This window comes from Pseudomonas alvandae, assembly GCF_019141525.1.
GTDB classification, from domain to species: domain Bacteria; phylum Pseudomonadota; class Gammaproteobacteria; order Pseudomonadales; family Pseudomonadaceae; genus Aquipseudomonas; species Aquipseudomonas alvandae.
This window is the reverse complement of record NZ_CP077080.1, coordinates 4,952,863-4,964,549: the sequence shown is the minus strand read 5'-3', so window position 1 is coordinate 4,964,549 and position 11,687 is coordinate 4,952,863. Positions and strand designations below refer to the sequence as shown.

At 62.1% G+C, this 11,687-nt stretch carries 12 protein-coding genes and 1 riboswitch; of the genes, 2 read left to right on the top strand and 10 right to left on the bottom strand.

Translation table 11 applies throughout. From position 1 onward, the window contains the following. Window positions 1-56 precede the first annotated feature (56 nt). Genes KSS97_RS21935 through KSS97_RS21915 form a run of 5 tightly spaced genes read right to left on the bottom strand, consistent with a single transcriptional unit; the run spans window position 57 to window position 4,132 of the window. A complete protein-coding gene (locus tag KSS97_RS21935) occupies window positions 57-698 on the bottom strand; it encodes an urea amidolyase associated protein UAAP2 (RefSeq protein WP_217860145.1) in 642 nt (213 codons plus the stop codon). Between the two features lie 11 nt (window positions 699-709). Then, on the bottom strand, window positions 710-1,435 hold the full coding sequence (locus KSS97_RS21930; protein WP_217860144.1) for an urea amidolyase associated protein UAAP1: 726 nt from the start codon (window positions 1,433-1,435) through the stop codon (window positions 710-712). A gap of 13 nt (window positions 1,436-1,448) precedes the next feature. After that, on the bottom strand, window positions 1,449-2,237 hold the full coding sequence (locus KSS97_RS21925) for an ABC transporter ATP-binding protein (RefSeq protein ID WP_217860143.1): 789 nt from the start codon (window positions 2,235-2,237) through the stop codon (window positions 1,449-1,451). Next, window positions 2,234-3,049, bottom strand: coding sequence for an ABC transporter permease (locus KSS97_RS21920; RefSeq protein WP_030138307.1), 816 nt, complete (start codon window positions 3,047-3,049; stop codon window positions 2,234-2,236). The genes KSS97_RS21925 and KSS97_RS21920 overlap by 4 nt, the downstream gene beginning before the upstream one ends. Window positions 3,050-3,064: 15 nt before the next feature. Beyond that, window positions 3,065-4,132 carry a putative urea ABC transporter substrate-binding protein gene (locus KSS97_RS21915; RefSeq protein ID WP_030138306.1) on the bottom strand — a complete coding sequence of 356 codons (1,068 nt, stop codon included), beginning with the start codon at window positions 4,130-4,132 and terminating at the stop codon, window positions 3,065-3,067. 60 nt (window positions 4,133-4,192) lie between these two features. Further along, window positions 4,193-4,294, bottom strand: a riboswitch (guanidine-I (ykkC/yxkD leader). A gap of 304 nt (window positions 4,295-4,598) precedes the next feature. Here KSS97_RS21915 and KSS97_RS21910 point away from each other — a divergent pair. Beyond that, a complete protein-coding gene (locus KSS97_RS21910) occupies window positions 4,599-5,003 on the top strand; it encodes a hypothetical protein (protein ID WP_198797128.1) in 405 nt (134 codons plus the stop codon). Between the two features lie 170 nt (window positions 5,004-5,173). On the opposite strand, the gene dspII is transcribed toward KSS97_RS21910, so the two are convergent. Then, window positions 5,174-6,286, bottom strand: coding sequence for an enoyl-CoA hydratase/isomerase DspII (gene dspII, locus KSS97_RS21905; RefSeq protein ID WP_217860142.1), 1,113 nt, complete (start codon window positions 6,284-6,286; stop codon window positions 5,174-5,176). A 131-nt stretch (window positions 6,287-6,417) separates the two neighbouring features. Here dspII and ung point away from each other — a divergent pair, with 131 nt between their 5' ends. Next, window positions 6,418-7,110: a uracil-DNA glycosylase gene (gene ung, locus KSS97_RS21900; RefSeq protein ID WP_030138303.1), complete on the top strand. Its 693-nt coding sequence runs from the start codon at window positions 6,418-6,420 to the stop codon at window positions 7,108-7,110. A 128-nt stretch (window positions 7,111-7,238) separates the two neighbouring features. Here ung and KSS97_RS21895 read toward each other — a convergent pair whose 3' ends face one another. Genes KSS97_RS21895 through KSS97_RS21880 form a run of 4 tightly spaced genes read right to left on the bottom strand, consistent with a single transcriptional unit; the run spans window position 7,239 to window position 11,300 of the window. Then, window positions 7,239-8,282, bottom strand: coding sequence for an AbrB family transcriptional regulator (locus KSS97_RS21895; RefSeq protein WP_217860141.1), 1,044 nt, complete (start codon window positions 8,280-8,282; stop codon window positions 7,239-7,241). Beyond that, entirely contained in the window at window positions 8,275-9,789 is a 1,515-nt protein-coding gene (locus KSS97_RS21890) for a tripartite tricarboxylate transporter permease (protein WP_217860140.1), read from the bottom strand. Before KSS97_RS21890 ends, KSS97_RS21895 begins: the two co-directional genes overlap by 8 nt. A 1-nt stretch (window position 9,790) precedes the next feature. Further along, window positions 9,791-10,252, bottom strand: a complete 462-nt coding sequence (locus KSS97_RS21885) for a tripartite tricarboxylate transporter TctB family protein (RefSeq protein ID WP_039593305.1) — start codon at window positions 10,250-10,252, stop codon at window positions 9,791-9,793. Between the two features lie 55 nt (window positions 10,253-10,307). Beyond that, window positions 10,308-11,300 carry a Bug family tripartite tricarboxylate transporter substrate binding protein gene (locus KSS97_RS21880; RefSeq protein ID WP_217860139.1) on the bottom strand — a complete coding sequence of 331 codons (993 nt, stop codon included), beginning with the start codon at window positions 11,298-11,300 and terminating at the stop codon, window positions 10,308-10,310. Between the last annotated feature and the right edge of the window lie 387 nt (window positions 11,301-11,687).

The window sequence follows — 11,687 nt, the reverse complement described above, 5'->3', positions numbered from 1 at the left end:
CTGCCCCGACCGGCTCTGGCACAACGCGAACAACCAGCGGCGCAGGCGCACGAATTTCAGTTCCATATCAGAAGCTCCGCTGGCGTGGGGTTGTAGGCGTTGCACGGGTTATTCAACTGCGGGCAGTTGGAGATCAAGACGATCACGTCAATCTCGGCCCGCAGGTCGACGTATTTGCCCGGCGCCGAGATCCCGTCTTCGAACGTCAGGCCGCCATCGGCGGTGACCGGCACGTTCATGAAGAAGTTGATGTTCGGCCCGATGTCGCCCTTGCCCAGCCGACCGTCGTGGGCGCAGGCCCGCAGGTAGTTGTCGCGGCAGCTGTGCATGTGGCGTTTTTCCAGGGCGTAGCGCACGGTGTTGCTTTCCTGGGCGCAGGCGCCGCCGAGGGTGTCGTGACGCCCGCAGGTGTCTTCGACGATGGTCAGCATCGGCCGGCCGAGGTTGGAATACAGCACGCTCCCGGTGCCCAGGTAGACGCTGTTCTGCCGGCGCAAGGTGCGCTGCACGTCATAGCGTTCCCTGGGGTTGGCCAGGCTGTAGAACAGCGTATCGACCGCCTGGTTGCCCTCCAGGTCGAGGATGCGCAAGGTCTGGCCGGCCTTGACTTCGGTCAGCCAAGGTTCGCCGGCAGGAATCGTGGCGCGGTAGATGGCGGTCTCGGGTTGTTTGTGTGCAGTGGCGATGGCGAGTGACATGGCGACGATCCTCAGGCGAACAGGCGGTCGGTGTTGATGAAGCCGCGCTGGTTTTCCGGGCGCGATTGGCGGCAGTGTTCGGCGACGCTGGGGGTGGCGTTCATCCAACTGAGCTTGAGCGGTTGCGGGGCGTATTGCGGGTTCGGGTCCATCGGGTGTTGTAGCGCGGTCAGCACTACCAAGGTGTCCATCGGCGCGTACAGCTCGATGTAATCGCCAGCTTTGGAATTGCCCTCCACGAAGTGAAAATGGCCGGCCGCGTCGACGTCGACCCGGCTGAACAAGTTGAGGGTCATCAGCAGGTCGGACAGGCCCAACCCCCATTTGCCCAGCTCCACCAGCAGGTTGTCGGTGCCGTTGCGAAAGAAGCCGTTGCGCAGCTCCTGATAACGACCCTGACCGTATTTCTCAGCGACCTCTTCGGCGCAGAGCACACCGCCAAAACTGTCGCTCCAACCACAGGTGTCAGCGGTGATCGCCGCCAGCACTCGCCCCATGTCCGAATACAGGCAATGGCCGGCGGTGAGCTTGGCGGTGTGTTGGCATTTGAGGCTGTCGGGCAGGTTCAGGCGTTCGGTTTTTTCGTTCGCGTTGAGCAGTGTCAGGCTCACGTTGGCGCCACCTCGCAGATCGGTCAGGCGCAGCAGTTGGCCGCGCTTGAGCACGAACGAGCGATGGCCGCCACCGGGCAGCAGTTCTTCGGCGAAGGGGGGAAATAGCTGGATCGAATCGGTCATGGAAAAACTCCTTTCAAGCGATACGCAACGTGCCGGCCAATTCGGCGGGCAGGGCGTCGACGGCGGCACGGGCGGTGCGGCGGTCGCTGTTCAATGGAATGTCATAGGTGATGCGTGCACCGTAGGCGCCAGGTGCGTGGGGATCGACGCGGACCTTGTCGAACACCAGCAGGCGCGTGCCGAGGCTGAAACCTTCGGACAGGTCATGGGTAACCATGAACACCGTCAGTTGGGTCTCGCGCCACAGCGCCAGCAACAAGGCATGCATGTCTTTGCGGATACCCGGGTCGAGGGCACCGAAGGGTTCGTCCAGCAATAGGACGCGGGGCTTCATGATCAGCGCCTGGGCAATCGCCAATCGCTGCTGCATGCCGCCGGAAAGCTGCGCCGGGTATTTGTCCAACGCGTGGCCCAGCCCGACCTTGTCCAACAATTGCGCAGCCTCGTCGCGAGCCTGGCGCTTGGCACTGCCGAACAGACGGCCCAGCAACGGCGAACGCGGCAACTCCAGGCCCAGGGCGACGTTGTCCAGCACCGTGAGGTGTGGGAACACCGAATAGCGCTGGAACACCACGCCCCGGCTGGCGTCTGGTTCGCCGGCCAAGGGTTCGCCATCCAGCAGGATTTGTCCGCGACTGGCGCGCTCCTGGCCGAGCAACAAGCGCAAGAAGGTCGACTTGCCGCAACCCGACGCGCCCACCAGTGTGCAGAACTCACCCTCGGCGACGTTCAGGTTCAAGCGTTCCAGCACGACCTGATCGTCGTATTGCTGCCAGACGTTGTTTACCGTGATGAAGCTCATGCTCTCGCCCCCTCGTACCAAGGGAACGCTCGAAGGGTCAGGCGCTTGAGCCCCCAGTCCATCAGCCAGGCGAGCAGCGTGATCCACACCACGTACGGCAGGATCACGTCCATCGCCAGGTAACGACGCACGAGGAAAATCCGATACCCGAGCCCATCGGTGGAGGCGATGGCTTCGGCGGCAATCAGGAACAGCCAGGCCGAACCCAGCATCAATCTCAGCGAGATCAGCAAGCGTGGCAGCAGTTGCGGCAGCACCACGCGCAGCATCAGCGTCCAGGTCGAGGCGCCGAGGGTCTGGGCCTTGATCAGCAGTTCGGACGGGATCTCCCGGGCGCGCTGTTCCAGATCCCGCGCCAGGCACGGCGTGATGCCGATCACGATGAGCATCACTTTCGACAGTTCCCCCAAGCCGAAGACGATGAACAGGATCGGCAGGATCGCCAGGGGCGGCACCATCGAGACCACGGTAAGCAACGGCGACAACGGCGCGCCGAACAGCGGTAGCGTGCCGGCGGCGATGCCCAGGCACAGCCCGGCCAGGGCGCTGATGCCCAGGCCAATGGCCAACCGGCGTAGGCTCGACGCGGTGTCTTGCCAGAGCAGGTAGTCGCCACTGCGGGCATCGGCGGTGAAGGCCAGGCGTTTCACTGCATCGATCATCTGCCCGGCGCTGGGCAGCAGCTTGTCGTTGGGGTTTTCTGTCAGTCGTTCGGCCGAGCCCATGAAATAGGCGAACAGCACCAGCGCGAATGGCAGGATGACCAGCAGCAAGCGGCTGGGGCGATCCGGGTAGCGGTTGATCAGGCGCATGCCAGGTCCTCCGGTCTACAGCTTGGCGTCGGCGGCCAGCTGTACGTAGGTGGGGTCGAAGCGCAGCTTGAGGTTGGCCTTGTCGCCGCGGGTCACGCCATTGGCGAATGCCATGCCGACCGCGTTCGTGTCCTTGGCGCCTTCGCCCAGCAAGCCGTGCTTGAACGAGAAATCGGCCACCTTGCCCATGGTGGCGGGCAGTTGATCGCTGGTGGCGAAGCCCAGCGCTTCCTGGGGCGTGGCGAATAGCTTGGTGGTGTCCAGTTGCGCCTGGAAACCCTTGAGGTCGGTACCCGAGGCCTTGGCCATGTGTTCCAGCGCGGCATTGGCGGCGGCGTTCCTGGCGTTCATCAGCGCCACCACTTCGAACCAGGCGCCGGTCAAGGCCTTGCCCAGGGCTGGGTTGTCCTGGAGGGTCTGGGTGTTGACCACCATCATGTCCATGATCTCGCCAGGCACCTGGCTGGAGTTGAACACTTCGCTCACGCCTGGCTGCGCCTTGATGTCCGAGAGCATTGGGTTCCAGGTGGTGACGGCCTTGACCTGGTCGGTGTTGAAGGCGGCGGAAATGTCGGCATCGGAGGTGTTGACGACTTTCAGGTCTTTCTCGGCGAGGCCGACCGAATCCAGCGCGCGGGCCAGCAGGTAATGAGACACCGACAGCTCCACCAGATTGACGTCCATGCCCTTGAGGTCGGCGACTTTCTTGCCGTCGCCCTTGAGGACGATGCCATCGTTACCGTTGGAGAAATCACTGACGATCAGCGCGGTGCTGTCTACGCCACCGGCGGCGGGGATGGTCAGGGCGTCCATGTTGGTCATGGTGCAGCCGTCGAACTGACCAGCGGTGTACTGGTTGATGGATTCGACGTAGTCGTTGAGCTGTACGACATCGATGGTGATGCCGTATTTTTTCGCCCATTTGTCGACGATGCCTTGGCTGCCGGCGTATTCCCAGGGCATCCAGCCGGCGTAAATGGTCCAGCACACGCTGAAGTGATCTTTTTGCGCGGCGACGCAAGAGAAGCTCATGAGGGCCGAGAGAGCGGCGAGGAGCAGGGCGGACAGACGAAGCTTGAACATGGTGGTTCTCCAGTTGATCAAGGGCGGACAGGAGCAACGCGGCACCGCGAACGGTGGCTTGTCTCCCGGGCTTTTGTCCCGCCGTGTAACCTCAACTGGAGGTCGCCAACTCTCGGACCAGCCACTCGCCAGAGGCGAGCCGGAACCCTAGTCAGCCATTGCAAATTGTGGTGCCGCGAACCTGTGATGACTCCTGCACGGGGATTGTTAAAGCGAGAGCCGTGCCAATTCAGGCAAAGGCCCATGCCAGAGCGGGCGAGCGTCGGAGAGGGATGATCGAGGGCGGATTTGTGCTTGCTTGTGGTGCCATGGCGCACCGGAAGAGGGCGACGAGTGACATGTTTCCAGTTGTTGCCATGTCGCACCAGATTCCGATTTTGCTGTCTGAATATTCGTCAGTCACACAACGTTGACTGCCGCCCATCAGCGTCGCTGATGCGGCCCATTCGCGGTCCAGGAGGCCGCCATGTATCGACGACTGCTCCTCATTGCATTTCTTGGTCTGACTCTTTCGGCATGCGTGCCTTACTACGACGGAGACTCGAGCTATTACCGTTCAGAGGTCTACACCTCGCCAGGGCCGGCCTATTACAGCGGAGGATATTATTCGGCACCGCGTGGCTATTACGCACCGCGGTATTACCAACCGGCGCCACGCTATTACTCGGCACCGCGTTATTACCAGCAAGGCCCACGTTATTACTCGCCACCGCGTGCATACCGGTCTTATCCGGATCGTGGCGGCTGGGGTGGCCGTGACCGGGGTGGTTGGAACGACGACCGGGGCGGTCGAGGCGGGCGAGATCATTGGGGACACGGCGATCGTGCTCGCGGACATGGTGGTCGCGATGGACGGGGCAACCACCGTTGATCCCAGGGCAACAAAAAAGCGGCGCATTGAGCGCCGCTTTTTTGTGCCTGGCATAAACCCGCCCTGTGGGAGCGAGCTTGCTCGCGATGGCGTCGGGTCAGCCAACATCGATGTGTCTGGCATGCCTCTATCGCGAGCAAGCTCGCTCCCACAGGAATCTTCTAGCTCGGCTATTCATTGGACAAATCAGCCAACGGATGCCGCCCCTCCCACACCTTGTGGAAATGCGCCTCCACTGCCGCTTCGGGCACATGATTGATGTCCGGCCAGTGCCAACGAGGCTTGTGGTCCTTGTCGATCAACCGTGCCCGCACGCCTTCGCTGAACTCCGGATGGCGGCAGCAGTTGAGGCTCAGGGTGTATTCCATGCGGAACACACCGGCCAAGGACAAATGCCGCGCTCGGGCGATTTGCTCCCAGACCAGGTGCGCCGTCAGCGGTGAGCCTTCGGCCATGGTCTTGGCTGCCCGGGCGATCAGCGGATCGGGATGGTCCACCAGCAAGCTCAGGGCTTTCCAGGCGCAGCGCACATCGCTGACATCCAGCCATTCGTCGATCTTCTCCCGGCGGGGCAGCCATTGGGCTTCGGGCAGTTGGGGGAGGGCTTCTTGCTGCAAGGCCTTGAGCAGGCTGTTGAGCTGCATCTCGGTCTGCTCCTGCCAGTTAAGCTGCAGCAGGCCCTCGATCAAATCGTCCTGTTGACCATCGAGCAGGAAACGGTCGGCCAGGCCAAGGTCGATGGCGTCGCGGGCATTCATGTGGGCGCCGGTCAGGCCGAGGAACAGCCCGAGCTTGCCCGGCAGGCGCGACAGGAACCAACTGGCGCCGACATCCGGATACAGGCCGATGCTGATCTCCGGCATTGCCAGGCGACTGCTCGGCGTGACGATCCGCGTGCTTGCGCCTTGCAGCAAACCCATGCCGCCGCCCAGCACATAGCCGTGGCCCCAGCACAGCAGCGGCTTGGGGTAGGTGTGCAGGTTGAAATCCAGGCGGTACTCCGCCGCGAAGAATTGCGCGGCCAGCGGTGGCACCTCACCGGGATGAGCCCGGCAAGCCTCCACCAGGCTGCGCACTTCACCACCGGCACAGAACGCCTTGGCGCCGTTGCCGCGCAGCAGGACACAGACGACCTGCGGCTCCCTGGCCCAGGCATCCAGGCGATCCTGCAGGGCATTGATCATCGGCAGCGTCAGGGCATTCAGGGATTTTTCCGCATCCAGGGTGGCGATGCCGAGCCGCGCACCACTGATACCCGTAAGTTCTTCGAAGTGCAGATTCATCGTGACCTCGATCAGAAATTTGAATGATCAGTATGACTGCTGTGGGGGAAAGTGCCGGATCAGCGTCAGATCAATTGACAAGCCCTGTAGGCTTTCCTAGGGTGCGCCCATTGTTTTTACCGGGTGTGCCCATGACTGCTGACGACCGTATCAAACTCGAACCGAGCTGGAAGCAGGCACTGCGTGCCGAATTCGACCAGCCCTACATGGCAGAGTTGCGCGAATTCCTGCGCCAGGAGTACGCCGCGGGCAAGGAAATCTACCCACCCGCGCCGTTGATCTTCAACGCGCTCAATTCCACGCCGCTGGACAAGGTCAAGGTCGTGATCCTTGGCCAGGATCCATACCACGGTCCAGGCCAGGCACATGGCTTATGCTTTTCGGTGCAGCCGGGCGTGCCGACACCGCCTTCGCTGGTGAATATCTACAAGGAACTGAAGCGCGACCTGAACATCGACATTCCCAACCACGGCTACCTGCAAAGCTGGGCCGACCAAGGTGTGTTGCTGCTCAACACGACCCTGACCGTGGAGCGCGCCAATGCCAACGCCCACGCCAAGAAAGGCTGGCAGCACTTTACCGACAGGGTTATCGAGGTGGTCAGCGAACACCAGCCTCACCTGGTGTTCCTGTTGTGGGGCGCCCATGCCCAGAGCAAGCAGAAGCTGATCGATGCGACCAAGCATCTGGTGCTGACTTCGGTGCATCCGTCACCGCTGTCGGCCCATCGGGGATTCATCGGCTGCGGGCATTTCAGCCGGACCAACAAGTTCCTCGAGCAACATGGCGAGAAGCCGATCGAATGGCGGTTGCCGCCGGTTTGATGCGCTAATCGGGTTGGCCCCTTCGCGAGCAAGCTCGCTCCCACATTGGATCTTCAGTGGCCGCCCGATTTTTGTACGCCGCGATTTCTCTGTGGGAGCGGGCTTGCTCGCGAAGGGGGCAGCTCGGTCTACAAGTCCGGATCCGGCCTGCGCATCCAATACCTGAACAACGGCTCCGCCAGAAACAGCACGAATAACAGCCGCATTACCTGCAACGCCGTTACCAAGGGCACCGACAGTTGCAGCGTCTCGGCGGTCAGGCTCATTTCTGCGATGCCACCGGGCATCATCCCCAGGGTCAGCGAACGCAAGTCCAGGTGGGTCAAGGTGCTCAGGCCCAGGGCCGCGAGCGTGGCGATCAGCATCGTCAAGACGGTGCCAACCAACGTGCGGCCCATGAACGACGGTGCCCGGCGGAAGAACTGCCGGTTGAAATGACAGCCCAGGCCGCTACCGATCAGCCATTGGCCGATCTGGCTGCCACCATCGGGCAGGCCGATGTGCAGATCCCAACCGATGCTCACTGCCGCGCTCACCAGCAGCGGCCCGAACAGCCACGGGTTGGGTTGGCGCAAGCGCTCCCAGATCCAGGCGAGCAGGGCGCCGGCCGGGAACAGGATTGCCAGCCACAACCAGTCCACCGTAGTGGCGTGTTGCACCGGTGTGCCTTCGCCTAGCAGATATTTGAAAGCGGCCGGCACGCACAACACCACCACCAGCACCCGAAGGCTCTGGCCCGCCGCGACACGGCTGAGGTCCGCACCGTTGCGGGCGCCGAGGTTGACCATCTCGCCGGAACCGCCCGGCATGCTGGAAAAGAATGCAGTGGCGCGGTCTTCGCCGGTGCGACGCATCAGCCAGACACTCACCACGCTGGACACGCTGGTGATCAGCGCGCCGAAGAAAATCAGGCCGAAGTGGCTCAGGACTTGTTCCATCACCACCGGCGTAAAGTGCAACCCGATGCCGATGCCCACCACCCATTGGCCGCATTTGCGGCCGCCGGGAATTTCCATCAATTGCCACGGTGTGAGGCAGCGCACCAGGATGATCGCCAACAGCGAGCCGACCATCCAGGGCAAGGGCCAGCCGATCAGGCTGGCCAGATAACCGCCGACCAGACCGACCAGCGGTGTTCCCCACCAATGTCTGAAAGTGGTTGCCTCAGACATTGGCCAGGGCACGACGCTGGGCGCTGCGACGACGCCAGATACGCAGCAGAGGCAGGAACAACATGATCGCCGTCAGGACCCAGCAACCGAAGGTGATCGGGCTGGACCAGAGGATTTCCAGCGCACCGTTGGAGATCGACAACGCACGACGCAGGTTCTGCTCCATCAGGCCGCCAAGGATGAAGCCCAGCAGCACTGGCGACAGCGGGAACTCCAACTTGCGCAGGATGTAGCCGAAGATACCGATGCCGATCATCAGGAACAGGTCGAACGTGGTGGCATGCACCGCATAGACACCGATACCCGTGATGATTGCGATCACTGGCACCAGCGCCCAGTTCGGCACGGCCAGGATGCGGGTGAAGACGCGGATCATCGGGATGTTGAGGATCACCAGCATGACGTTGGCGACGAACAACGAGGCGATCAGGCCCCAGACAATGTCCGGTTGCTGTTGGAACAGCAGCGGGCCGGGTGTGATGTTGTACAGCGACAACGCGCCGATCATCACCGCGGTGGTGCCCGAACCGGGAACGCCGAGAGTCAGCATCGGTACGAGTGCGCCGCAGGCTGCGCCGCCGATGGCGGTTTCCGGGGCCGCGAGGCCGCGCTTGTCGCCCTGGCCGAACGTACCGCTGGCACCGGCCATGCGTTTTTCAGTCATGTAGGCCACGGCACTGGCCAAGGTAGCGCCGGCACCTGGCAAGACGCCCATGATGAAACCGAGCACGCCGCAGCGCATGTTCACCCAGAACACCGAGGCCGCTTCCTTGACGTTGAACATCATGCGTCCGGTGGCTTTCACCGCTTCCTGGCCGCGGTGGGTTTTTTCCAGCAGCAGCAGGATCTCGCTGATGGAGAACAGGCCCAGCACCAGCACGACGAACTGGATGCCATCGGTCAGATGAATGTTGTCGCCGGTGAAGCGGTAGACGCCGCTGTTGGCGTCGATGCCGACGCACGACAGGAACAGGCCGATCAGTGCCGCGATGAACGTCTTCAGCGGACGATCGCCAGCCATGCCGCCCAGGCAGACGATGGCAAACACCATCAATACGAAGTATTCCGCCGGTCCGAAGGCAATGGCCCATTTGGCCAGCAAGGGAGCAAACAGCACCATCCCGCAGGTGGCGATGAGCGCGCCGAGGAATGAACTCCACGCCGACAGTGACAAGGCGACCCCGGCCAGGCCTTGGCGAGCCATTGGATAACCGTCCAGCGTGGTCATTACAGTGGACGCTTCGCCTGGGATGTTGAGCAGGATCGAGCTGATACGCCCGCCGTATTCACAGCCCAGGTAAACGGCCGCCAACAGGATCAACGCCGACTCCGGCGGCAGGCCCAGGGCAAAGGCAATCGGGATCAGCAGCGCCACGCCGTTGATCGGGCCCAGGCCCGGCAGCAGGCCAACGACAGTGCCGATCAGCGTGCCACTCAACGCGGTGACGAGGTTGTACGGGGTCAGTGCAACGCCAAAACCCTGGCCGAGATAATTCAGGGTATCCATATCAATTCTCCAGGACGTCGAGCAGGCCCAGGGGCAGCGGCACGTCCATCAGCTTGTCGAACAACAGATAAAGACCAATGGCCATCAGGCTGATGATCACCACGCTCGGTACCCAGCGGCCGCCATACAGGCGCGCCATCGGCACACCAGTGACAATGCTGGCGAGGATGAAGCCCAGGGGTTCGAAGGTCCCGGCGAAGACCAACAGCAACAACACGCAGATGCCGATTTTCTGCAGGGTTTCACGGTCCAGTTGCGGGTCGTCTTCACTGTGTACGACCGGCGTGGGGCGAAACAGCATGTACAGCAGCGCCAGCCCCATCAGCCCGAGTATCAGCAGGGGAAAGGCACGCGGGCCGACGGGTTCATAGGAAAAGGCTGCCTGATAAGGCCAAGCCATCAGCGCCAGGCCGATACAGGCCAGCAACAGCACTGCGGCAACAATACGTTGGATGACGAACATGACTAACTCCTGGGCGGCGCCGGCTGTGCCAGCGCCGCCGCGAGAACAGAGGCGATTACTGGATCAGGCCGAACTCTTTGGCCAGCATCTTGTAGTCGGCCACTTGTTTCTTCACGTAGGCGTCCAGCTCCGGACCGGTCATGGCGAACGGGAACAGTTCGCGTTGGTCGCGCAGCTTGGCGAAGTCTTCGGAGGCCAGCAGCTTGTCGAAGGCATTTTTCCACCATTCATATTCTGCATCGGTGACCTTCGGTCCCAGGTAGAAGCCACGTACCACCGGCCAGCGGATGTCGTAGCCTTGTTCCACGGCGGTCGGGATGTCTTTCATTTCCGGCTCGTCCAGGCGTTTATCGGAGAACACCGCCAGCAGACGCATGTCGCCGCTCTGGATGTGTGGCATGGAGTCGGAGATGTCCGTACTGCCCACCTGGATATGGCCGCCGAGCAGGGCCGTGGCGATTTCGCCACCGCCTTCAAGGGCCACATAGCGCAGTTTGCGCGGGTCGATGCCGGCAGCCTTGGCGATCAACGCGGTCTGCATCCAGTCCTGGCTGCCGACGGTGCCGCCGGAGCCGATCACCACCGAGCCAGGATCTTTCTTCAGGGCCTGTACCAGGTCGTCGAGATTTTTGTAGGGCGAATCGCTTTTCACGGCGATGGCGCCGTAGCTGGTGCCGACGGCAGCGAGCCAGCGCACGTTGGTTTCATCAAAACGGCCAAACTTGCCTTGCGCCAGGTTCAGCAACGAGCCGCTGGACCAGGCCACCAGCGTGCCGGCGTCGGCCGGACGCTGGGCCACCACCGCGTTGTAGGCCACCGCGCCGACACCGCCGGGCATGTAGGTCACACGCATCGGCTTGGTCAGCAGTTTTTCGTTGACCAGTGCGCTTTGCGCCAATTTGCAGGTCAGGTCGAAACCGCCACCCGGGGCGGCGGGTGCGATGCATTCCGGGCGCTTGGGTTCTTTGGAGGCGTCAGCGGCGAGCAACGGCCCCGCGAACACGAGGCATCCGACGGCCAGGGCTACTTTACGCAGTGATAGGTTCATTTTTGTCTCCACAGGAGTTGTTGTTGTGTGTTGCAAAAAATAGGGCCGAGGCCGGGCGAGGTTGGCCGGCACCGGTATTCACGGGTGCGGAAGATCGCGCTGCGCAGATGCATCCTGACGTCGATGAACATCGGCGCGGGCAACGGCACAGGAAAGGGTAGTCTGGTTGAGGCTGGAAAGACGGACGGGCATTGAAGCCTGAAGCTGTAGGGACAGCATGGTGGTGACTCCGCTTTATTGTTTTTATTCGGCGAAAACGCTTCGAGGCGTTTTTCGTTCGCGATCTGTTACGCGATCCACAGTCGTAACTGTTCGTTTCAGGACTCTAGCCGGCCAACCTTTCGCTAACCTTTCAATAGCTTTCAGGATGCTTTTTGGCTTCACAGT